This window comes from Kosakonia sp. R1.Fl, assembly GCF_023516815.1.
Taxonomy (GTDB): domain Bacteria; phylum Pseudomonadota; class Gammaproteobacteria; order Enterobacterales; family Enterobacteriaceae; genus Kosakonia.
Genome location: NZ_JAMGSQ010000001.1, coordinates 2,161,960 through 2,184,396 on the forward strand (window position 1 = coordinate 2,161,960; position 22,437 = coordinate 2,184,396).

Annotated in this window: 18 protein-coding genes; 10 read left to right on the forward strand and 8 right to left on the reverse strand. The window is 54.9% G+C overall.

Annotated elements, in window-relative coordinates; genetic code table 11:
• The first annotated feature begins 249 nt into the window (after positions 1-249).
• The 4 genes from fhuA to fhuB are packed head-to-tail and all read left to right on the forward strand — an operon-like array spanning position 250 to position 6,216.
• Complete coding sequence (fhuA, locus tag M8Q36_RS10025; protein WP_249880774.1) at positions 250-2,502, forward strand: ferrichrome porin FhuA; 2,253 nt, start codon at positions 250-252, stop codon at positions 2,500-2,502.
• 47 nt (positions 2,503-2,549) lie between these two features.
• Positions 2,550-3,347 (forward strand): Fe3+-hydroxamate ABC transporter ATP-binding protein FhuC, encoded by a 798-nt coding sequence (fhuC, locus tag M8Q36_RS10030; protein ID WP_249880775.1) that lies wholly within the window; start codon positions 2,550-2,552, stop codon positions 3,345-3,347.
• A complete protein-coding gene (gene fhuD / locus M8Q36_RS10035; protein ID WP_249880776.1) occupies positions 3,347-4,237 on the forward strand; it encodes a Fe(3+)-hydroxamate ABC transporter substrate-binding protein FhuD in 891 nt (296 codons plus the stop codon). Before fhuC ends, fhuD begins: the two co-directional genes overlap by 1 nt.
• Positions 4,234-6,216 carry a Fe(3+)-hydroxamate ABC transporter permease FhuB gene (gene fhuB / locus M8Q36_RS10040; RefSeq protein ID WP_249880777.1) on the forward strand — a complete coding sequence of 661 codons (1,983 nt, stop codon included), beginning with the start codon at positions 4,234-4,236 and terminating at the stop codon, positions 6,214-6,216. Before fhuD ends, fhuB begins: the two co-directional genes overlap by 4 nt.
• Before the next feature lie 36 nt (positions 6,217-6,252).
• On the opposite strand, the gene hemL is transcribed toward fhuB, so the two are convergent.
• Positions 6,253-7,533: a glutamate-1-semialdehyde 2,1-aminomutase gene (hemL, locus tag M8Q36_RS10045; protein WP_249880778.1), complete on the reverse strand. Its 1,281-nt coding sequence runs from the start codon at positions 7,531-7,533 to the stop codon at positions 6,253-6,255.
• Between the two features lie 170 nt (positions 7,534-7,703).
• Here hemL and clcA point away from each other — a divergent pair, with 170 nt between their 5' ends.
• Both clcA and erpA read left to right on the forward strand, forming a co-directional pair.
• Entirely contained in the window at positions 7,704-9,110 is a 1,407-nt protein-coding gene (gene clcA, locus M8Q36_RS10050) for a H(+)/Cl(-) exchange transporter ClcA (RefSeq protein WP_249880779.1), read from the forward strand.
• Between the two features lie 81 nt (positions 9,111-9,191).
• On the forward strand, positions 9,192-9,536 hold the full coding sequence (gene erpA / locus M8Q36_RS10055; RefSeq protein ID WP_017457984.1) for an iron-sulfur cluster insertion protein ErpA: 345 nt from the start codon (positions 9,192-9,194) through the stop codon (positions 9,534-9,536).
• A 47-nt stretch (positions 9,537-9,583) separates the two neighbouring features.
• Here erpA and M8Q36_RS10060 read toward each other — a convergent pair whose 3' ends face one another.
• Genes M8Q36_RS10060 through mtnN form a run of 3 tightly spaced genes read right to left on the reverse strand, consistent with a single transcriptional unit; the run spans position 9,584 to position 11,713 of the window.
• The gene (locus tag M8Q36_RS10060; protein ID WP_017457985.1) at positions 9,584-10,207 is read right to left on the reverse strand and encodes a TRIC cation channel family protein; all 624 of its coding nucleotides are present in this window, start codon (positions 10,205-10,207) and stop codon (positions 9,584-9,586) included.
• 14 nt (positions 10,208-10,221) lie between these two features.
• Positions 10,222-11,022, reverse strand: coding sequence for a vitamin B12 ABC transporter substrate-binding protein BtuF (btuF, locus tag M8Q36_RS10065; RefSeq protein ID WP_249880780.1), 801 nt, complete (start codon positions 11,020-11,022; stop codon positions 10,222-10,224).
• A complete protein-coding gene (gene mtnN, locus M8Q36_RS10070; RefSeq protein ID WP_249880781.1) occupies positions 11,015-11,713 on the reverse strand; it encodes a 5'-methylthioadenosine/S-adenosylhomocysteine nucleosidase in 699 nt (232 codons plus the stop codon). Before mtnN ends, btuF begins: the two co-directional genes overlap by 8 nt.
• A 106-nt stretch (positions 11,714-11,819) precedes the next feature.
• Between mtnN and dgt the strand changes: the two genes are divergently transcribed.
• From dgt to cdaR, 3 genes are all read left to right on the forward strand, one after another.
• Positions 11,820-13,334, forward strand: coding sequence for a dGTPase (gene dgt / locus M8Q36_RS10075; RefSeq protein WP_045512012.1), 1,515 nt, complete (start codon positions 11,820-11,822; stop codon positions 13,332-13,334).
• A gap of 133 nt (positions 13,335-13,467) precedes the next feature.
• Positions 13,468-14,904, forward strand: coding sequence for a serine endoprotease DegP (gene degP / locus M8Q36_RS10080; RefSeq protein WP_249880782.1), 1,437 nt, complete (start codon positions 13,468-13,470; stop codon positions 14,902-14,904).
• Between the two features lie 160 nt (positions 14,905-15,064).
• Positions 15,065-16,222, forward strand: a complete 1,158-nt coding sequence (gene cdaR / locus M8Q36_RS10085) for a DNA-binding transcriptional regulator CdaR (protein ID WP_020456602.1) — start codon at positions 15,065-15,067, stop codon at positions 16,220-16,222.
• A 55-nt stretch (positions 16,223-16,277) separates the two neighbouring features.
• On the opposite strand, the gene M8Q36_RS10090 is transcribed toward cdaR, so the two are convergent.
• From M8Q36_RS10090 to map, 4 genes are all read right to left on the reverse strand, one after another.
• Positions 16,278-16,667: a DUF3461 family protein gene (locus M8Q36_RS10090; RefSeq protein ID WP_017457991.1), complete on the reverse strand. Its 390-nt coding sequence runs from the start codon at positions 16,665-16,667 to the stop codon at positions 16,278-16,280.
• A gap of 121 nt (positions 16,668-16,788) precedes the next feature.
• A complete protein-coding gene (gene dapD, locus M8Q36_RS10095; protein ID WP_017457992.1) occupies positions 16,789-17,613 on the reverse strand; it encodes a 2,3,4,5-tetrahydropyridine-2,6-dicarboxylate N-succinyltransferase in 825 nt (274 codons plus the stop codon).
• 32 nt (positions 17,614-17,645) lie between these two features.
• Positions 17,646-20,321: a bifunctional uridylyltransferase/uridylyl-removing protein GlnD gene (glnD, locus tag M8Q36_RS10100; protein ID WP_249880783.1), complete on the reverse strand. Its 2,676-nt coding sequence runs from the start codon at positions 20,319-20,321 to the stop codon at positions 17,646-17,648.
• A gap of 156 nt (positions 20,322-20,477) precedes the next feature.
• Entirely contained in the window at positions 20,478-21,269 is a 792-nt protein-coding gene (gene map / locus M8Q36_RS10105; protein WP_017457994.1) for a type I methionyl aminopeptidase, read from the reverse strand.
• 309 nt (positions 21,270-21,578) lie between these two features.
• Here map and rpsB point away from each other — a divergent pair, with 309 nt between their 5' ends.
• On the forward strand, positions 21,579-22,304 hold the full coding sequence (gene rpsB, locus M8Q36_RS10110; protein WP_017457995.1) for a 30S ribosomal protein S2: 726 nt from the start codon (positions 21,579-21,581) through the stop codon (positions 22,302-22,304).
• Positions 22,305-22,437: the final 133 nt, after the last annotated feature.

Sequence of the window (22,437 nt, forward strand, 5' to 3'; positions counted from 1 at the left end):
TCTGCCGTGACAAAACCTGAAACCTCCGATGGCAACATCGGGGGTTTTTTAATGTCCGAAACATGCAAATAACGTTGTATTAAACCCCTGTTAACCACCTGCTTTTCGTCTGGTTATTTCTTCATCCTTCAGGCCGTTTCAGGCGGCTTACTGCTTGCTATGCGCACAGCGCTTCGCATATTATGCTGCGGTCATAATAATAATTCTCGTTTACGTTATCATTCACTCATTTGAATCAGAGATAAACTAATGGCGCGTCCTAACACTGCTCAGCCAGTCAACACTACGCTGCGTAAAATCGCGGTTGTAGTAGCCACAGCGGTTAGCGGCATGTCTGTTTACGCACAGGCTGCAACAACCCAAAAAGAAGAAACCATCACCGTTACCACCAGCGCTGCTCCGCAGGAAAGCGCATGGGGACCGGCGGCGACCATCGCCGCGAAACACACGGCGACGGCAACAAAAACCGATATGCCGCTGGAGAAAACGCCGCAATCCATCTCGGTGGTGACCAGCGAGGAGATCGCGCTGCATCAGCCGAAATCCGTGAAAGAAGCCCTCAGTTATACGCCGGGTGTCGCTGTCGGTACGCGTGGCGCCTCCAATACCTATGACTACCTGATTATTCGTGGTTTTGCCGCCGACGGACAGAGCCAGAACAACTACCTCGACGGTTTGAAGATGCAGGGCAACTTCTATAACGACGCGGTAATTGATCCTTACATGGTTGAGCGTGCGGAAATTCTGCGCGGCCCCACTTCCGTGCTGTACGGAAAAAGCAGCCCGGGCGGCCTGTTGAATATGGTCAGCAAGCGCCCGACCACCACGCCGCTGTATGAAGTACAGTTTAAAGCCGGCACCAATAACCTGTTCCAGACCGGCTTTGATTTTAGCGACGCGCTTGATGACGACGGTGTTTTCTCCTACCGCTTAACCGGGCTGGCGCGTTCTGCTAACGCGCAACAGGAAGGGGCAAAAGAACAGCGTTACACCATTGCGCCATCGTTTAGCTGGCGTCCTGATGACAAGACTAACTTCACTTTCTTGTCCTATTTCCAGAACGAGCCGGATACCGGTTATTACGGTTGGTTGCCGAAAGAGGGAACCGTTGAGCCGCTGCCAAACGGCAAGCGTTTATCGACCGATTTCAACGAAGGTGCGAAGAACAACACCTATTCCCGTAATGAGAAAATGGTGGGTTACAGCTTCGAACACGCGTTCGACGACACCTTTACCGTGCGCCAGAATCTGCGTTACGCACAAAACAAAACCTCGCAAAACAGCGTGTACGGTTATGGCATGTGCTCGGATCCGCTCTATTCCGGCAATCCATCAACCAGCCCGTGTGCAGGTATCGCCCAGTCTGAATGGGGACACTACCTGACGCGCCAGTACGTGATTGATAGCGAGAAATTGCAGAACTTCTCTGTTGATACGCAACTGCAAAGCACCTTCTCCACCGGTGATATCGATCATATCCTGCTGACCGGTGTCGACTACATGCGTATGCGCAATGACATCAATTCATGGTTTGGCTATGCCGGTTCTGTTGCACCGTCGGATATTTATAATCTGGATCGCAGCGATTTCGACTTCGACGCCCATTCCACGCCTTCCGGTGCGTACCAGATCCTGAACCGCCAGCAGCAAACGGGGCTTTATGCGCAGGATCAGGCGCAGTGGGATAAAGTGCTGGTGACGCTGGGCGGACGTTACGATTGGGCTAAACAGAGCGCGTACAACCGCACCTCCGACACCACAACGAAACGCGACGATAACCAGTTCACCTGGCGCGGTGGCGTTAACTACCTGTTCGATAACGGTGTAACACCGTATTTCAGCTACAGCGAATCGTTCGAACCGGCGTCCACTTCAGGGGCGAGCGGTGCGATCTTCGCGCCGTCGAAAGGCAAGCAATACGAAGCCGGTGTGAAATACAGCCCGAAAGATCGTCCGATTGTGTTGACCGGCGCGGTCTATCAGCTCACCAAGAGCAACAACCTGATGGCCGATCCAGCAGGTTCTTTCTGGTCGGTTGAAGGCGGTGAAATTCGCGCGCGCGGCGTTGAAATCGAAGCCAAAGCGGCGCTGTCAGCCAACCTGAATATGGTCGGTTCTTACACCTATACGCAGGCGGAATACACCACCGACACCAATTACAAAGGCAACACCCCGGCGCAGGTGCCAAAACACATGGCATCGCTGTGGGGCGACTACACCTTCTATGACGGCGCGCTCTCTGGCCTGACATTAGGTACCGGCGCTCGCCTGACGGGTTCCAGCTATGGCGATCCGGCGAACTCCTTCAAGGTGGGTAGCTACACGGTTGTCGATGCGCTGGTTCGTTACGATCTGGCTCGCTTCGGTATGGCTGGCTCCAACGTGGCGGTTCACGTCAACAACCTGCTCGATCGTGAATACGTCGCAAGCTGCTTTAACACCTACGGCTGCTTCTGGGGCGCAGAACGCCAGGTGGTGGCGACGGCAACCTTCCGCTTCTAATCTCTCTTCGGGCACGGTTCGCCGTGCCCATTTATAAGTTGGCAATCATGCAGGAAAACAACGCGCTTCCCGATACCACCTTTCAACTCAGCGATGTCACTTTTCGTGTGCCCGCTCGCACGCTGCTGCACCCGCTGTCGCTGACCTTTCCGGTAGGAAAAGTTACAGGCTTGATTGGTCACAACGGCTCCGGAAAATCCACATTGCTGAAAATGCTTGGCCGCCACCAGCCGCCCTCGGGCGGTGATATTTTGCTGGATGGGCAGCCGCTCGCTAGCTGGAGCAGCAAAGCCTTTGCCCGCAAAGTGGCCTACTTGCCGCAGCAGTTGCCGCAGGCGGAAGGGATGACGGTTCGTGAACTGGTGGCGATTGGCCGCTACCCGTGGCACGGGGCGTTGGGGCGCTTTGGCATTGCCGACAGAGAAAAAGTGGAAGAAGCGATTGCGCTGGTGGGCTTAAAACCGCTGGCGCACCGCCTGGTCGATAGCCTCTCCGGCGGCGAACGCCAGCGCGCGTGGATCGCCATGCTGGTAGCGCAGGACAGCCGCTGCCTGCTGCTGGATGAACCTACCTCGGCGCTGGACATCGCCCATCAGGTGGATGTGCTGACGTTGGTGCACCGCTTGAGCCAGCAGCGCGGGCTGACGGTGATTGCCGTACTGCACGATATCAATATGGCGGCGCGGTATTGCGATTATCTGGTGGCGCTGCGCGGTGGTGAGATGATCGCCGAAGGCACGCCGGACGTATTAATGCGCGCCGAAACGCTGGAACACATTTACGGCATCCCGATGGGGATCCTGCCGCATCCTGCGGGGGCAGCACCGGTGAGTTTTGTCTACTGATGGCTGGATTACATCACATTAGCCGTCGTCGCTTACTGACGGCGATGGCGCTCTCTCCCCTGTTGTGGAACATGCGCAGCGCGCACGCCGCGGCGATCGATCCGACGCGTATTGTCGCGCTGGAGTGGTTGCCGGTTGAATTGCTGCTGGCGCTCGGCATCGCGCCTTATGGCGTTGCGGATGTGCAGAGTTACAACTTGTGGGTCAACGAGCCTGCGCTGCCCGCTTCGGTGATTGACGTTGGGCTGCGTACCGAGCCGAATCTCGAATTGCTGACGCAAATGAAACCCTCCTGGTTAGTATGGTCGGCAGGTTATGGCCCTTCAGAAGCGAAGCTGGCGCAAATCGCGCCGGGGCGCGGCTTCACGTTTAGCGATGGCAAAAAGCCGCTCGCCATGGCGAAGCACTCGTTAAACGAGATGGCGCAAATCCTCAATCTGGAAGCGGCAGCGAAAAAACATCTCGACGAATTTGATGCCCTGATCGAAGCGCGAAAACCGCATTTTGCGCGTCGCGGCGATCGCCCTTTATTGATGATCACTTTGCTCGATCCGCGCCATGTGCTGGCGTTCGGACCGAACTGCCTGTTCCAGGAAGTGCTCGATAGCATGGGCATTCGTAACGCCTGGCACGGCGAAACCTCTTTCTGGGGCAGCGTGGCGGTGGGTATCGACCGGCTGGCGGAATACAAAGACGTTGATGTCATCTGTTTCGATCACGGTAACGAGCAGGATATGCAAAAACTGATGGCGACGCCGTTGTGGCAGGCGATGCCCTTCGTGCGTTCCGGGCGTTTCCAGCGGGTGCCGGCGGTCTGGTTTTATGGCGCAACGCTGTCGGCGATGCATTTTACCCGCGTGCTGGATAATGCGCTGGGAGGCCGGGCATGAACCGACGTGTTTCGCCTTTCCCTGCGTTGCTGCTGACGGTGCTATTTATCGCCGCTGCCGTGCTTAGCTGGAACAATTTAACCGTCGCTTTGCCGCGCGCGCAGTGGGCGCAGGCCTTCGTCGCGCCGGACATTAACCTTATCGATCAGATGCTGTTTCACTACAGCCTGTTGCCGCGTTTGGTGATTTCTCTGCTGGTCGGCGCCGGGCTTGGTCTGGTCGGCGTGTTGTTTCAGCAGGTGCTGCGGAACCCGCTTGCCGAACCGACAACGCTTGGTGTGGCAACCGGGGCGCAACTGGGCATCACCATTACCACGCTGTGGTCGATTCCTGGCGTGCTGGCTTCACAGTTTGCCGCGCTGGCCGGGGCATGTGCAGTCGGTGCGCTGGTGTTTGGCGTAGCCTGGGGAAAACGTTTATCGCCGGTAACGCTGATCCTCGCCGGTCTGGTGGTGAGCCTCTATTGCGGGGCGATTAACCAACTGCTGGCGCTGTTCCATCACGATCAACTGCAAAGCATGTTTTTATGGAGCACCGGGACGCTAACGCAAACCGACTGGAGCATCGTGCAGCGCTTGTGGCCGCAGCTGCTTGGTTGTGCGGTGTTAACGCTGCTGCTGTTGCGCCCGCTAACGCTGATGGGGCTGGATGACGGCGTTGCGCGTAATCTTGGCCTGGCGCTGTCGCTGGCGCGCCTGGCGGCGCTGATGCTGGCGATTGCGCTGAGTGCGTTGCTGGTCAATGCGGTCGGCATTATCGGTTTTATCGGCCTGTTTGCGCCGCTGCTGGCGAAAATGCTCGGCGCGCGTCGCCTGTTGTCGCGCTTGCTGCTGGCACCGCTGATTGGCGCGCTGATCCTCTGGCTCTCCGATCAAGTTATCTGGTGGCTGACACGCGTGTGGATGGAAGTTTCCACCGGTTCGATCACCGCGCTGATTGGTGCGCCGCTGCTGCTGTGGCTGCTGCCGCGCCTGCGCAGTATGAGCGCCCCGGCAATGGACGCCGGAGATAACGTGGCTGTTGAGCGCCAGCACGTTCAGTGGTTTGCGCTGGGCGGTTTCGTGCTTCTGTTGCTGGCGATGGGGTTAGCGCTGACGTTCGGGCGTGACGCGACAGGCTGGCAGTTTGCCAGCGGTCAGTTGCTTGACGAACTGATGCCTTGGCGCTGGCCGCGCATTGTCGCTGCGCTCACCGCTGGCGTGATGCTGGCGGTGGCGGGGTGTATTATTCAGCGCCTGACCGGCAACCCGATGGCCAGCCCGGAAGTGCTGGGGATAAGCTCAGGCGCGGCGTTTGGCGTGGTATTGATGCTGTTTTTCGTACCGGGTAACGCGTTTGGCTGGCTGATGCCCGCCGGGAGTGTGGGAGCCGCAGTCACCTTGCTGATTATTATGGTTGCCGCCGGGCGCGGTGGCTTTTCGCCGCACCGCATGCTGCTGGCAGGGATGGCGCTGAGCACGGCGTTTACCATGCTGCTGATGATGCTGCAGGCAAGCGGCGATCCGCGTATGGCGACGATCCTGACGTGGATTTCCGGTAGCACTTACCACGCGTCCGGCGAGCAGGTTTTACATACTGGCGTGATGATGGTGATTTTGCTGGCGCTGACACCGCTGTGTCGCCGCTGGTTAATGATCTTACCGCTCGGTGGTGATACCGCGCGTTCAGTCGGGATGGCGCTGACACCGTCGCGCGTCGGCCTGCTGTTACTGGCAGCAGCGCTCACGGCAACGGCGACCATGACCATTGGCCCGCTCAGTTTTGTTGGTCTGATGGCACCGCATATCGCGCGGATGATGGGTTTTCGTCGCACGATGCCGCATATGGTGATTTCAGCGCTGGTGGGAGGAGTACTGCTGGTGTTTGCCGACTGGTGCGGGCGGATGCTGCTGTTTCCGTTTCAGATCCCCGCCGGGTTGCTGTCGACCTTTATCGGCGCGCCATACTTTATCTATTTGCTGAGAAAGCAGAGCCGCTAAAAGAGCGCCTCTCCCGCCGGGGAGAGGCCCTGCGGATTATAATTTGGCGAACACGCGACGCGCGGCATCGATAGTGTTGTCAATGTCCTCTTCACTGTGCGCGACAGACATAAAGCCCGCTTCAAACGCTGACGGCGCAAGGTATACGCCTTCTTCCAGCATCAGATGGAAGAAGCGTTTAAAACGCTCGACGTCGCACTTCACCACATCCTGATAGCGGGTCACGCTTTCGGCATCGGTAAAGAACAGACCAAACATCCCACCGACATGGTTGACTACCAGTGGAATGCCGGCTTCCTGCGCGGCGTCCAGCAGACCGTTGGCCAGTTGCGTGGTCAGTTCGGTCAGCGTGGCGTGAATGCCCGGCTGGGCGACTTCGGTTAAACAGGCATAGCCTGCTGCCATGGCAATCGGGTTGCCGGAGAGCGTACCCGCCTGGTAGACCGGGCCAGTAGGTGCCAGCGCGTCCATCACCTCGCGACGCCCGCCAAATGCGCCGACCGGCATGCCGCCACCGATAATTTTGCCAAGGCAAGTCAGATCCGGTGTCACACCGTAATAATCCTGTGCACCCGCCAGCGCGACGCGAAAACCGGTCATCACTTCATCGATAATCAGCAGCGCACCGAACTCATCGCACAACGCGCGCAGGCCCGGCAGGAATTCCGGCAGCGGCGGCACGCAGTTCATGTTTCCGGCGACCGGTTCGACGATGATACAGGCAATATCCTGCGGATATTGCTCAAACGCCGCGCGTACCGAGCTGAGATCGTTATACGTGCAGGTCAGCGTGTGTTTGGCGAAGTCAGCCGGTACACCCGGTGAGTTCGGCTGACCGAGCGTCAGCGCACCGGAACCGGCTTTCACCAGCAGGCAGTCGGCGTGGCCGTGGTAGCAGCCTTCGAATTTGATAATTTTATCGCGGCCGGTAAACCCGCGCGCCAGACGAATGGCACTCATCGTCGCTTCGGTACCGGAGTTCACCATGCGCACCATATCCATGGTCGGCACCAGTTCGGTGACCAGTTGCGCCATTTTGACTTCCATTTCGGTAGGTGCGCCAAAGCTCAGACCGCGGCTGGCCGCTTCGATCACCGCGTTGCGAATCGCCGGGTGGTTGTGACCGAGCACCATGGGTCCCCAGGATCCGACGTAATCGATATAGGCTTTGCCGTCGACATCATACAAATAAGCACCGTCAGCACGCTCGATAAACAGCGGCGTACCGCCCACGCCGGTAAAGGCGCGTACCGGTGAGTTCACACCGCCCGGGATAAGCTCACGCGCTGCGTTATAGAGGTTTTCAGACTTACTCATGCTTTTCATTCCTGGTTCGTGGAAAAATCAATGCCGGTCATTCTATGTGATTACGGGAATGTTATGAAAGTTTTGCCCCGGTGAAACGACATATTTTGCAGGGATTTTACCCGCGACGCGCCGAGGCTTGCCGGGTAAAATGCCCCTTTTGTATTACTTATCGAAAATCAATGTCAGCGCAAATCCCTTCATTTGAACAGCAGCAGGTTGAACAACGGCGACGCCGCAACATCATGCGCCAGATGCTGCAACGCGATAAAACGCCGCTGGCGATTTTGCTGGTTGCCGCCGTCGTGGGCGCAGTCACAGGATTGGTCGGCGTCTTTTTTGAAAAAGCCGTCAACGCGGTGCTGAATGCACGCATTGGCGCGCTGGCGCAGATGGCGGACAGCGCGCGGGTATGGCCGCTGGCATTTATTGGCTCGGCAGTGCTGGCGATGATTGGCTATTTTCTGGTGCGGCGATTCGCGCCCGAAGCAGGTGGTTCGGGGATCCCGGAAATTGAAGGTGCGCTGGAGGAACTGCGTCCGGTGCGCTGGTGGCGAGTCTTACCGGTTAAGTTTTTCGGCGGGATGGGAACACTTGGCGCGGGCATGGTGCTGGGTCGGGAAGGGCCAACCGTGCAGATCGGCGGCAATATCGGGCGCATGATGAGCGATCTGTTTCGCCTGCGCAGCGGTGAAGCACGTCATACGTTGCTGGCGACCGGCGCGGCAGCCGGGCTTTCTGCCGCGTTTAATGCGCCGCTGGCAGGTATTCTTTTCATCATTGAAGAGATGCGTTCGCAGTTTCACTACAACCTGATCTCAATTAAAGCCGTGTTCACCGGCGTGATTATGTCGAGCATTGTCTTTCGCGTGTTTAACGGCGAGGCGGCGGTAATTGACGTCGGTAAGCTCAGCAATGCGCCGGTTAATACACTGTGGCTCTATCTGGTGTTGGGGATGATTTTTGGCGGCATCGGACCGCTATTTAACACGCTGGTGTTGCGCACCCAGGATCTGTTTCAGCGTATCCACGGCGGGCATACCGGGAAATGGGTGCTGATTGGCGGTGTCATCGGCGGTTGTTGCGGCGTGCTTGGGTTGATTGCACCTGCGCTTTCCGGCGGGGGTTTTGCGCTTATCCCGATTGCGACCGCCGGAAACTATACCGTTGGCGCACTGCTGTTTATTTTCCTGATTCGTGTGGCAACCACGTTACTCTGTTTTAGCTCTGGCGCGCCGGGCGGCATATTTGCGCCAATGCTGGCGCTTGGCACGGTATTAGGCATGGCGTTTGGCAGCGCGAGTGCCGCGATTTTTCCGCATTATCAGCTCGATGCGGGGACATTCGCCATTGCCGGAATGGGCGCATTACTGGCCGCGTCGCTGCGTGCGCCGCTGACCGGCATCGTGCTAGTTCTGGAAATGACTGACAATTATCAGCTTATTTTGCCAATGATCATTACCTGTCTTGGTGCGACACTGTTAGCACAGTTTTTGGGCGGAAAACCGCTCTATTCCGCGATCCTGGCACGTACGCTTGCCAGGCAGGATGCGGCTCGCGAACGCGAGTTGCCGCGGGAGAATACTTGAACGATTTAGTAGCGTATTGGATAATAGCTGAAAAGGTCGGGTTACTATTTGACCAGATCGCAGTATCAACGGGAGCAAGACATGAGTGATGACGTAGCGTTGCCGCTGCAGTTTACCGACGCAGCAGCCAACAAAGTAAAAAACCTGATTGCGGACGAAGATAACCCAAATCTGAAGCTGCGTGTCTACATCACCGGTGGTGGTTGCAGCGGCTTCCAGTATGGTTTTACCTTTGACGATCAAATCAACGATGGTGATATGACCATTGAGAAGCAGGGCGTTGGCCTGGTGGTTGACCCGATGAGCCTGCAATATCTGGTTGGCGGTTCAGTCGATTACACCGAAGGTCTGGAAGGTTCCCGCTTTGTGGTGACTAACCCGAATGCGACCAGCACTTGTGGTTGCGGCTCTTCATTCAGTATTTAATGAATCCTTCATATATAAAAAGCCGTGTCAGTGACACGGCTTTTTTGTTATCTGCCTGATTCATCCAGCGCAAACGTGGGTAACTTCAGGTGCCAGCGAATCGCTGCCAGCCTGATAACCAGCGTGACCACCATGCCCAGCATACTTGCTGTTTCAAGCGGCATTGCAAAGAAGTGATACGCCGTTGCATGCACAATGCCACCCGCAATACAGGCGGTGGCGTAGATTTCGGTACGCAGGATCATCGGCACTTCGCGCGCCAGCACGTCACGAATGATACCGCCACCAACACCAGTGACCACGCCCATACAAATTGCCACCAGCGGGCCGGTTTCGGCGAGAAAGGCTTTATTTACGCCAATACCGACAAACACCGCCAGCCCGACGGCATCCAGTACCGGTAATACCCATTTCGGCAAGCGGCGCGGCTGGCGTACCAGCACAATGGTCAACATGCAGGTCACCATCGCCACCACTAAATCCGTTGGATCTTTAACCCAGAATACCGGGCCGTGCGCCAGCGCCATATCGCGGATCGTCCCGCCACCAACGGCGGTGACGACGCCGAGTACCAGCACACCAAACGGATCCATTCGCAGTTTTCCCGCCAGCAGAACGCCTGAGATAGCAAATACGGCGGTGCCGATAATATCCAGCCAGTAAACCAGCATGGTGAATTCCCCGGTTATTTCACCTGCGCAAGGGCAGTGCAGAGTTGTTGAGCGGCGAGGATAATACGCGGGCTTGCCCGTTCAAACCAGTCACCGTGCAGAGAAATAATCGGTACATTGAGCTGATTTCGCCAGAACTGTTCGATTCGCGGGATCTCTTTTTCATCGCCTGTCACCACGATCGCCTGCGGCTGGCGCGCCAGTACCTGTTCACGGCTTACTTGTGGCCACGGTACGCGGCTGGCGGCAAAGATATTTTCCCCGCCGCACAGCTCCAGCACCTGGTTTTGAATCGAGCCTTTTCCGCTGGTAAACAGCGGCTGCGCGCCAAATTGCAGGAACACACGCTTTTTCGGCAGGCTGGCGTAATGGGTTTTCAATTCGTGGTATTGAGAAAACAGCTTTTGCGCGGCCTGTTCCGCCTGCTGCGGATGCGGGCTATATGCTTTGAGCTTACGCAGCGTCTCGATGACCTGCTCAATGGTGATCGCATCCACCCACATCACGGTGATACCGAATTGCTTGAGCTGATTCACCTGACGTTCGGTGTTGCCGCCGCGCCATGCCAGCACCAGATCCGGTTTCAGCGCGACAATACGTTCCAGATTCATCCCTTGCCAGCTAGCCACCTGCTCAATCTGCCTGGCTTCCTGCGGGTAATCGGAATAGCTACTGACGCCGACAGGTGTAATGCCTGCAGCGAAAAGCAGTTCGGTATTGGCGGGCGACAGTGAGATAACACGCGGCGCGGCGAAAAGCCACGCCGGAAGCAGAATAAGCAGGGCGGCAAGCGCCCTGAAAAGAGAGTTAACCACGCGCCAGTTTCTGTACCAGGGTTTCAACCATCAGGCTGGATTGCTTCGCAGCCACAACCAGGAATTCGTCAAAGCTCAGGTGGGATTCCTGATCCGCCACATCGGAAATAGCGCGAACCACCACAAACGGTACGCTGTAGTTATGGCAAACGTGCGCGATGGCGGTCGCTTCCATCTCAACGGCGATCGCCTGCGGGAAGTTATGGCGGATTTTCGCCAGGCCTTCGGCACCGTTAATAAAGGCATCGCCGCTCACAATAAGGCCGCGTACGGCGTGCAGGTTCAGCTCACCAATGCAGTCTTCGGCTGCGGCAATCAGTTTGTCGTCCGCTTTGAAACCCGCTGGGCAACCGGGTAATTGACCAATCTCATAGCCAAAAGCGGTCACGTCAGCATCGTGATAACGCGCTTCGTCGGAAACCACGATATCGCCCACTTTCAGCGTTGCTGCAAGGCCACCGGCGGAACCGGTGTTGATAATCACATCCGGCTGGCAGCGCTCCAGCAGCAGCGTCGCGCCCATGGCGGCAGCCACTTTACCAATGCCGGATTTCAGTAGCGCAACCTCTGTACCATTCAGCGTACCGGTGTAGATTTCGCTCCCGCCGACGTTCAGCGTCTGACGGTTCTCGATTTTGTCACGCAGCAGCGTAACTTCTTCTTCCATTGCACCAATAATGCCAATTTTCATGGAGATACTCGCTAATGTGATAAGACAGGATTACGTTTTCAGGGCATAGTCTATCATGGCATACACAATTGCATGATATCCCGTGACGCTAAGCACAGGAGAGGAAATGGCAGAGATCGACTTTCGCAACAAGATAAACTGGCGCCGCCGCTACCGTTCGCCGCAGGGTGTAAAAACCGAACGTGAAATACTGCGCATCTTTGAAAGCGATCGTGGGCGCATTATCAACTCTGCTGCCATCCGACGTTTACAGCAAAAAACACAGGTTTTCCCGCTGGAGCGTAACGCGGCGGTGCGCACGCGTTTGACGCATTCGCTGGAAGTTCAGCAAGTGGGGCGTTATATCGCCAAAGAGATTTTGAGCCGCCTGAAAGAGCAGCGCCTGCTGGAAACCTACGGTCTGGATGAACTGACCGGGCCGTTTGAAAGCATCGTTGAGATGGCGTGCCTGATGCATGATATTGGCAACCCGCCGTTTGGCCATTTCGGCGAGGCGGCAATCAATGACTGGTTCCGCCAGCGCCTGGCGCCGGATGATGCGGTGAGCCAACCGCTGTCGGACGATCGCTGCGAAGTGGTGGCGCTTAAATTGCGTGAAGGCGAAGACACGCTGAACGCATTACGCCGGAAAGTGCGCCATGATTTAAGCCATTTTGAAGGTAACGCGCAGGGGATCCGCCTGGTTCATACATTAATGCGTATGAACCTGACCTGGGCGCAGGTCGGCTGTATTTTAAAATATACGCGCCCGGCGTGGTGGATTGGCGAGCCGCCAGCCTCACACAGTTATTTAATGAAAAAACCGGGTTACTATTTTTCTGAAGAAGCCTATGTAGAACGGCTGCGTAAAGAATTAAATCTCGATACTTACAGTCGCTTTCCGCTGACGTGGATAATGGAAGCGGCGGATGATATTTCCTATTGCGTGGCGGATTTAGAAGATGCGGTAGAAAAACGGATATTTAGCGCGGAACAACTTTATCAACATCTTTATGACGCCTGGGGGGAGCATGAAAAAGGATCGTTGTTTGCGCAGGTTGTCGAAAACGCGTGGGATAAATCACGCGCTAATTCGATGAGCCGCAGCGCGGAAGATCAATTTTTCATGTATCTACGCGTCAATACGCTAAATAAACTGGTGCCGTACGCGGCACAGCGTTTTATTGATAACTTGCCGCAGATTTTCAACGGTGAATTCAATCACGCGTTACTGGAAGATGAAAGCAGCTTTAGTCAGCTACTTGAATTATATAAAAATGTCGCCATAAAACAGGTGTTCAGCCATCCCGACGTTGAGCAGCTCGAATTACAGGGCTATCGCGTTATCAGTGGTTTGCTGGATATTTACCGTCCGCTGTTACAATTATCGACGGCGGATTTTGCCGAGCTGGTGGAAAAAGAGCGTTTGCGTCGTTTCCCGATTGAATCGCGCCTGTTTCAAAAACTTTCGACGCGCCACCGGCTAGCCTACGTTGAGGCGGTGAGCAAATTATCGCCCGACGCGGCAGAGTACCCGGTGCTGGAGTATTATCACCGTTGTCGATTAATTCAGGATTATATTAGCGGGATGACGGATCTATATTCATGGGATGAATATCGTCGTTTGATGGCGGTGGAATAATGCCGTTGAATTGTAAAGAACGACAATAAATTTTTACTTTTTCCAGACACTTAATGCCGGAACTTCACGCTATAAATCGACTCTGAGTGACACATACACAGCAGTTTGCGTTAATCGGTAAAGAGTGAGAGACATGAAAAAAACCACGTTAGCAATGAGTGCACTGGCTTTGAGTTTAAGTTTAGCGCTGTCTCCTCTGTCGGCTATGGCAGCGGAAACGGCATCGTCTACAGCTGCGACATCACAACAAATGCCTAGCCTCGCGCCGATGCTGGAAAAAGTGATGCCGTCGGTGGTGAGTATCAATGTTGAAGGCAGCACCACGGTAAACACGCCGCGTATGCCGCGCAACTTCCAGCAGTTCTTTGGTGATAATTCACCGTTCTGCCAGGAAGGCTCTCCGTTCCAGAGCTCGCCGTTCTGTCAGGGCGGCGGCGCACCGGGCGGGCAGGGCGATAGCCAGCAGCAGAAATTTATGGCGCTGGGTTCCGGCGTGATCATTGATGCGGCGAAAGGCTATGTGGTGACCAACAACCATGTGGTCGATAACGCCAACACCATCAAAGTGCAATTAAGTGACGGGCGTAAATTTGACGCCAAAGTGGTGGGTAAAGACCCGCGTTCCGACATTGCGCTGATTCAAATTCAGGATCCGAAAAATCTGACCGCGATTAAGCTGGCGGACTCCGATGCGCTTCGCGTGGGGGATTACACCGTGGCGATTGGTAACCCGTTTGGTCTCGGTGAAACGGTGACTTCCGGGATTGTCTCCGCACTGGGTCGCAGCGGCCTGAATGCGGAAAACTATGAAAACTTTATCCAGACGGATGCCGCGATCAACCGCGGTAACTCCGGCGGCGCGCTGGTGAACCTGAACGGCGAACTGATCGGTATTAACACCGCGATCCTCGCACCGGATGGCGGCAACATCGGTATCGGTTTTGCGATCCCAAGTAACATGGTGAAAAACCTCACCGGCCAGATGGTCGAGTTCGGTCAGGTTCGCCGTGGTGAGCTGGGCATTATGGGTACCGAACTCAATTCCGAGCTGGCGAAAGCGATGAAAGTCGATGCGCAGCGCGGGGCGTTTGTCAGCCAGGTGATGCCGAATTCTGCCGCCGCGAAAGCCGGTGTGAAAGCAGGGGATGTGATTACCTCTCTGAACGGTAAACCGATTAGCAGCTTTGCCGCGCTGCGTGCGGAAGTTGGTTCAATGCCGATCGGCAGCAAAGTCGCTCTGGGCCTGCTGCGCGATGGCAAAGCGGTGAATATTACGCTTGAGTTGCAACAGAGCAGCCAGAACCAGGTTGATTCCAGCACCATCTTCAGCGGTATTGAAGGTGCGGAAATGAGCAACAAAGGCAAAGACGGCGGCGTGGTGGTTAATTCGGTGAAAGCCAATACCCCGGCCGCGCAGATTGGCCTGAAAAAAGGCGATGTGATTGTCGGAGCGAACCAGCAACCGGTGAAAAATATCGCTGAGCTGCGCAAAATCCTCGACAGTAAACCTTCGGTGCTGGCGTTGAACATTCAACGCGGTGACACCTCTATCTATCTGCTGATGCAGTAATCCGCTGTAAACCCTCTTCCCGAACCATGGGAAGAGGGCCTCTCCTCTGTTTTGTGAAGCCTTCCACAACTCCATACTTCTGAATGCCGCTTTGTGCATTTGCACAGTGCGTACGGGAATTTTCTTCCCTATGCTTGGGCTCTGCACACGGGAGGGTTACATGGCTGGCTGGCATCTTGATACCAAAATGGCACAGGATATCGTGGCGCGCACGATGCGCATCATTGATACGAACATTAACGTGATGGATGCACGGGGTCGCATCATTGGTAGTGGTGACCGCGAACGTATTGGTGAATTGCACGAAGGCGCGTTACTGGTGCTCTCGCAAGGCCGTGTGGTGGATATCGACGATGCGGTTGCCCGCCATCTGCATGGTGTGCGTCAGGGTATCAACCTGCCGTTACGTCTTGAAGGGGAAATCGTGGGTGTTATTGGCCTGACGGGTGAACCGGAAACGTTGCGCAAATACGGCGAATTAGTCTGCATGACCGCCGAGATGATGCTGGAACAATCCCGTCTGATGCATCTATTGGCACAGGATAGCCGTCTGCGCGAAGAGCTGGTCATGAACCTGATTCAGGCGGAAGAGCACACGCCCGCTCTGACCGAATGGGCGCAGCGTTTAGGCATTGATTTAAACCAGCCGCGCGTGGTGGCGGTGGTGGAAGTGGATAGCGGCCAGTTGGGCGTGGATAGCGCCATGGCCGAGTTGCAGCAACTGCAAAATGCCCTCACCACCCCTGAGCGCAACAACCTGATTGCTATTGTTTCGCTGACCGAAATGGTGGTGCTGAAACCAGCGCTTAACCAGTTTGGTCGCTGGGATGCCGAAGATCACCGCAAGCGGGTGGAACAGCTGATCACGCGCATGAAAGAGAACGGCCAGTTGCGTTTTCGTGTCGCACTGGGTAATTACTTCACCGGCCCTGGCAGCATTGCCCGTTCTTACCGAACGGCGCGCACCACCATGATGGTGGGTAAACAGCGTATGCCGGAAAGCCGTAGCTATTTTTACCAGGATTTGATGCTGCCGGTATTGCTCGACAGCTTACGCGGTGGTTGGCAGGCCAACGAGCTGGCACGCCCGTTGTCGCGGCTAAAAGCGATGGATAATAACGGCCTGCTGCGTCGCACGCTGGCGGCATGGTTTCGCCACAATGTACAGCCGCTGGCAACATCTAAGGCGCTGTTTATTCATCGCAATACGCTGGAATATCGTTTGAACCGAATCTCGGAACTGACCGGGCTGGATTTGGGGAACTTCGATGACAGGCTGCTGCTGTATGTGGCGCTGCAATTAGACGAACAACATTAAAAAAATGATGTTGTGCCGGGTAGTGAGCCCGGCACAATGCGTTAGAACCCGCGATTTATTTCCCGCGCGTCAGCTTTTCAAGATCGGATTCGATTTCGTTGATCTTGTTAGTAACAACGCTTTCCAGGTGGCGCAGATCGTCCAGGATCTTACGTTTCAGATCCACTTCCGTGCGATCGCGCTGGCAGATTTGATCCAATTCATCAATTACATAGCGCAGGTTAGGACTGATTTCCTGCACTTCTTTGTACCCCTGGCCGACACCATCGGCGACAACGGTTTTACGCTGGCGCGGGTATTTGAATTTGACGCTCTTGGCAAAAAACTCGCCTTTATCCTTATGAAAATAGATTTTCAGAATATCGTTATTGGCTTCCTGGCGGAGGCTATAGCGGTCGATTTCATCGGGATTGGTGATGCCTAAACTTTTCAGATTATCGTACATAGCGGTACCCTTAAGCTCAACATAACCTATGAATAATTAACGAAAAAATCTATTTTTGCCACCTGTGAATGCAAAAAAGGCGGGATATATCACCCTCTTCCGGACAGGAAGAGGGACAGACTTAGTCGATAGTGCGCAGCAGTTCGTTAATACCGACTTTACCGCGCGTTTTCGCATCCACTTTTTTCACGATTACTGCGCAATACAGGCTGTATTTGCCATCTTTAGACGGCAGGTTGCCGGAAACAACCACTGAGCCCGCCGGTACGCGGCCATAATGCACTTCGCCGGTTTCACGATCGTAAATACGCGTACTCTGACCGATGTACACACCCATCGAGATGACAGAACCTTCTTCTACGATAACACCTTCGACTACTTCAGAACGTGCACCAATAAAGCAGTTATCTTCAATGATAGTCGGGTTTGCCTGCAGCGGTTCGAGAACGCCGCCAATACCTACGCCGCCGGAGAGGTGAACGTTTTTACCGATCTGCGCGCAAGAGCCTACGGTCGCCCAGGTATCAACCATGGTGCCTTCATCAACATAGGCGCCGATATTGACATAAGACGGCATCAGCACGGTATTGCGGGCGATAAACGCGCCCTGGCGCACCGCTGCTGGCGGCACTACGCGGAAGCCTTCTTTCTGGAAACGCGCTTCATCGTAGTCGGCGAATTTCATCGGGACTTTGTCGAAGTAGCGGCTTTCCGCACCGTCGATAACCTGGTTATCGTTAATGCGGAAAGAGAGCAGAACCGCTTTTTTCAGCCACTGGTGGGTGACCCACTGACCATCGATTTTCTCTGCGACGCGAAGCGCGCCGGAATCGAGCAGGGCAATAACCTGATTCACCGCTTCACGGGTAACGGTATCGGCATTTGCCGGGGTGATCTCTGCGCGACGCTCGAAAGCGGCTTCAATAACGTTCTGTAACTGCTGCATTGTTTACTCTTTCCATCTGTGTAAAAAAATAATCACCCTTTATCGTTTGGATTGAGGGCCTCTGTCAACCGTTGTTGTACCTCCTTTTGCAGCGCATTATTAAGGCCACGCCGGTCGGCAGTCGCGATTATAAATAAATCTTCTACTCGCTCACCAATGGTTGTAATTCTCGCCCCGTGCAGCGAAATTCCCAGATCCGCAAACACCTGCCCGACGCGGGCAAGTAGCCCTGGCTGGTCAAGGGCAATCAATTCAAGAAACGATTTTCTGTCGGTATGTGTCGGCAGGAAATTCACTTCGGTATCGACGGTAAAGTGGCGCAGTTTGGCAGGCTGACGGCGCGGTTGCGGCGGTTGCCAGGTGTGCTGCGTAATGGCCTGTTCCAGCCCAAAACAAATCGCGTCGTGGCGATCGGCGGAGAGCGGGCTGCCGTCCGGTTCCAGCACAATAAAGGTGTCCATTGCCATACCGTCGCGGGTGGTAAAAATCTGCGCGTCGTGAACGCTCAGGTTGCGACGATCGAGTTCGGCGCACACCGCTGCAAACAGATACGGGCGATCCGGGCTCCAGATAAAGATCTCGGTGCCGCCGCGCGTAGCCTGTGGGCTGAGCAAAATCATCGGCTTGCTCAGATCATGTTGCAGCAGGTGGCGCGCATGCCAGGCAAGCTGGTTTGGGCTATGGCGAACAAAATAGTTCGCCCGACAGCGCGCCCAAATCTGATGCAATTGCTCTTCATCAATATTGTCCATACGCAGCAGAGCCAGCGCCTGAAGCTGGTGATGGCGCACGCGTTCGCGCATATCCGGCGTATTTTGCATGCCGCGACGCAACTGTTTTTCAGTGGCGAAATAGAGTTCGCGCAGCAAGCTCTGCTTCCAGCTGTTCCACAGGGTTTCGTTGGTGGCACAGATATCCGCCACGGTCAGGCAGACAAGGAAGCGCAGACGGTTCTCCGTTTGCACTTCTTCGGCAAACTGCTTGATGACTTCCGGATCCTGAATATCACGGCGCTGGGCGGTGACCGACATCAACAGGTGATGACGCACCAGCCAGGCGACAAGCTGGGTTTCACGTGAGTTAAGTCCATGTAATTCAGCGAATTTCAGAACATCCTGCGCACCCAGCACCGAGTGGTCGCCGCCGCGGCCTTTGGCGATATCATGGAACAACGCCGCAATCAGGATCAGCTCCGGGTGGGTTAAACGCGGCCACAGTTCCACGCATAGAGGGTGCTTATTTCGCGTCTCTTCTTTGGCAAAACTTTCCAGCTTCAGCAATACGCGAATGGTGTGCTCATCCACGGTATAGGCGTGGAACAGGTCAAACTGCATCTGACCGACGATGTGCGACCACTGCGGCATATAGGCCCACAACACGCTGTGGCGGTGCATTGGCAACAAACCACGGCTGACGGCGCCTGGATGGCGCAACATGCTGAGGAAAATTGAGCGCGCTTCGGCGATATAGCACAGCGGCTGTGTCAGATGACGGCGGGCATGGCGCAAGTGGCGCAGCGTGGTGGAGTAGATGCCGGTAATGGTGCTGTTGCGCACCATAATATAGAACATGCGCAGGATGGCCTGCGGCTCACGGATAAACAGCGTTTCGTCACGCAGATCGATAAGCGAACCGCGCAGTTGAAATTCATCGTCAATCGGGCGCGGTTTCTCGTCGGTGGTCAGCGCCAGAATCGCTTCATCGAAAAGCTGTAACAGCATCTGATTCAGTTCCGCGACGCGGCGGGTGACGCGGAAGAAATCCTTCATCATATGTTCGACAGGCTGGTTGCCTTCGCCAATATAATTCAGACGCTGCGCTACGCTCAGTTGGCGGTCAAACAGTAGGCGGTTGTCGTAGCGACTCACTTCCAGATGCAGCGCGAAGCGGATACGCCAAAGTAGGTGCAGGCACTCGTTCAGCTCATTGCGCTCGGCTTCGGTCAGAAAGCCAAAACCCACCATTTCATCCAGCGATGTGGCACCAAAGTGACGGCGAGCCACCCATTGCAGGGTGTGAATATCGCGCAGACCGCCAGGGCTGCTTTTTATGTCGGGCTCCAGGTTGTAACTGGTGCCGTGATAACGCTGGTGGCGCTCGTTTTGTTCCGCCACTTTTGCCGGGAAAAAAGTTTCCGACGGCCAGAAGCTGTCGCTAAAAATATGCTTTTGCAGTTCCAGAAATAGCGCGACGTCGCCAATCAGCAGACGTGATTCAATTAAGTTGGTCGCGACAGTGAGATCCGATAACCCTTCCTGTAAGCACTCATCCAGCGTACGAACGCTGTGTCCCACTTCGAGTTTGACATCCCACAGCAGCGTGAGCAGTTCGCCAATTTTCTGCGCTTGTTCGTCGGAAAGTTTGCTGCGGCTGAGGATCAGTAAATCAATATCCGATAACGGATGCAGCTCACCGCGACCGTAACCGCCGACCGCTACCAGCGCAGTATCGCTGACGTCGCCAAAACCGTACTCCAGCCATAAGCGTTGCAAAAGTTGATCAATAAATTCGGTGCGCGCCTCGATTAATTGCTCGGCTGAAATACCGGCGTCAAAGACATGCCCCAGCCATTGCTGAAAAGCTTCAATATGCGCTTTGATATTGGCGCACTGGAATTCGTCTTGTGACCAAACGCCTGGATATTCAGGCTGGCCGGGAAGGGTGGGTTGTACCGCGCTGACAAATTGTTCTGAAGTGATGTTGCTCATTATGGGCCACCCGTCTGGAGTGCATATGCATAGCAAAACAACTTAAAAGAGATAATGAAAAATGAAAAGTCGTTTATATGTATGACGCTGCAGGGGAGAGCGGTAAAAAAAACGGCCCGCAGAGCGGACCGTTTATCGCGTTTGCCAATGTCAGAATCAGGCGGCGGTTAGCACGGCATCGATGGTGTCATCCTTGCGCAGCGTCAGGATCTCGCAGCCGGTTTCGGTAACGACAATTGTGTGCTCATACTGCGCAGACAGGCTGCGGTCTTTGGTTTTCACCGTCCAGCCGTCTTTCATGGTGCGAATACGGTAATCGCCCGCGTTTACCATCGGCTCGACGGTAAACGTCATGCCCGCTTGCAGCACCACACCGCCATCGTCAGCATCATAGTGCAGCACCTGCGGCTCTTCATGGAAGCCGCGGCCAATACCGTGACCACAATATTCGCGCACGACAGAGAAGCCCTGAGCTTCAACATATTTCTGAATTGCTGCGCCAAGGGTGCGCAGGCGGATACCCGGTTTGACCATGCGCAGCGCCAGATAGAGACTCTCCTGCGTGATATGGCACAGACGCTCACCGAGAATGGTCGGCTTACCAACGATAAACATTTTGGAGGTGTCGCCGTGGTACTCGTCTTTAATCACAGTCACATCGATGTTGACGATATCGCCATCTTTCAGCAGTTTTTCGTCATCCGGAATACCGTGGCACACCACTTCGTTAATAGAGATGCAAACCGATTTCGGGAAGCCGTGATAACCCAGACAGGCGGAGATGGCATGCTGCTCTTTAACGATGTAGTCGTTGCAGATGCGATCGAGTTCACCCGTGCTGACGCCCGGCTTAATGTACGGTTCAATCATTTCCAGCACTTCGGCGGCGAGTCGGCCCGCGACGCGCATTTTTTCGATTTCTTCAGGTGTCTTAATAGAGATAGCCATGGAATGTGTCCATCAGTGTCGATTTTTTCGACTATACCAGGATTAGTGCTGTCAATGGTAACAGTCAGGCAAGTGTTGTGCCAAATCGAGAATCATTAACAGCACCCTGCGTCAACAACTATTGGTTTCCGGCGGTGTTTTATGGTATAAAGCGCGCCGGACTTCCGTTCCTGTTTTGGGATGGAAGCCACAAATCTCACTTTGTGTAATAACACACACGTATCGGCACATATTCCGGGGTGCCCTTCGGGGTCGGTAATATGGGATACGTGGAGGCATAACCCCAACTTTTATATAGAGGTTTTAAACATGGCAACTGTTTCCATGCGCGACATGCTCAAGGCTGGTGTTCACTTTGGTCACCAGACCCGTTACTGGAACCCGAAAATGAAGCCGTTCATCTTCGGTGCGCGTAACAAAGTTCACATCATCAACCTTGAGAAAACTGTACCGATGTTCAACGAAGCGCTGGCTGAGCTGAACAAAATTGCTGCTCGTAAAGGCAAAATCCTGATCGTTGGTACTAAACGCGCTGCAAGCGAAGCGGTGAAAGAAGCTGCACAGAACTGCGACCAGTTCTTCGTGAACCATCGCTGGCTGGGCGGTATGCTGACTAACTGGAAAACCGTTCGTCAGTCCATCAAACGTCTGAAAGACCTGGAAACTCAGTCTCAAGACGGTACCTTCGACAAGCTGACCAAGAAAGAAGCGCTGATGCGCACTCGTGAGCTGGACAAGCTGGAAAACAGCCTGGGCGGTATCAAAGACATGGGCGGCCTGCCGGACGCACTGTTTGTTATCGACGCTGACCACGAGCACATCGCAATCAAAGAAGCAAACAACCTGGGCATCCCGGTATTTGCTATCGTTGATACCAACTCCGATCCGGACGGCGTTGACTTCGTTATCCCGGGTAACGATGACGCAATCCGTGCTGTTAGCCTGTACCTGAATGCCGTTGCTGCTACCGTTCGTGAAGGCCGTTCTTCGGATCTGGCTACTCAGGCGGAAGAAAGCTTCGTAGAAGCTGAGTAATAAGGCACGCTCGTTGAGCCCCTTATTGAGCAGGTAGTACCGAGTTTGGTTAGGGGGCCTGTTAATGGCCCCCTTTTTCACTTTTAAGCCTGTTTGGTTGCAAACCGTGCAGGTCATATCTCTCCCGAGGAAT

Coding starts and splice junctions, on each gene's coding strand:
- M8Q36_RS10060 (WP_017457985.1), bottom strand. CDS start 10,207: ATGCTGGTTTACTGGCTGGATATTATCGGCACCGCCGTATTTGCTATC.
- fhuD (WP_249880776.1), top strand. CDS start 3,347: ATGGCTGGATTACATCACATTAGCCGTCGTCGCTTACTGACGGCGATG.
- glnD (WP_249880783.1), bottom strand. CDS start 20,321: ATGAGCAACATCACTTCAGAACAATTTGTCAGCGCGGTACAACCCACC.
- mtnN (WP_249880781.1), bottom strand. CDS start 11,713: ATGAAAATTGGCATTATTGGTGCAATGGAAGAAGAAGTTACGCTGCTG.
- dgt (WP_045512012.1), top strand. CDS start 11,820: ATGGCAGAGATCGACTTTCGCAACAAGATAAACTGGCGCCGCCGCTAC.
- fhuA (WP_249880774.1), top strand. CDS start 250: ATGGCGCGTCCTAACACTGCTCAGCCAGTCAACACTACGCTGCGTAAA.
- cdaR (WP_020456602.1), top strand. CDS start 15,065: ATGGCTGGCTGGCATCTTGATACCAAAATGGCACAGGATATCGTGGCG.
- fhuB (WP_249880777.1), top strand. CDS start 4,234: ATGAACCGACGTGTTTCGCCTTTCCCTGCGTTGCTGCTGACGGTGCTA.
- dapD (WP_017457992.1), bottom strand. CDS start 17,613: ATGCAGCAGTTACAGAACGTTATTGAAGCCGCTTTCGAGCGTCGCGCA.
- M8Q36_RS10090 (WP_017457991.1), bottom strand. CDS start 16,667: ATGTACGATAATCTGAAAAGTTTAGGCATCACCAATCCCGATGAAATC.
- hemL (WP_249880778.1), bottom strand. CDS start 7,533: ATGAGTAAGTCTGAAAACCTCTATAACGCAGCGCGTGAGCTTATCCCG.
- map (WP_017457994.1), bottom strand. CDS start 21,269: ATGGCTATCTCTATTAAGACACCTGAAGAAATCGAAAAAATGCGCGTC.
- degP (WP_249880782.1), top strand. CDS start 13,468: ATGAAAAAAACCACGTTAGCAATGAGTGCACTGGCTTTGAGTTTAAGT.
- clcA (WP_249880779.1), top strand. CDS start 7,704: ATGTCAGCGCAAATCCCTTCATTTGAACAGCAGCAGGTTGAACAACGG.
- fhuC (WP_249880775.1), top strand. CDS start 2,550: ATGCAGGAAAACAACGCGCTTCCCGATACCACCTTTCAACTCAGCGAT.
- rpsB (WP_017457995.1), top strand. CDS start 21,579: ATGGCAACTGTTTCCATGCGCGACATGCTCAAGGCTGGTGTTCACTTT.
- erpA (WP_017457984.1), top strand. CDS start 9,192: ATGAGTGATGACGTAGCGTTGCCGCTGCAGTTTACCGACGCAGCAGCC.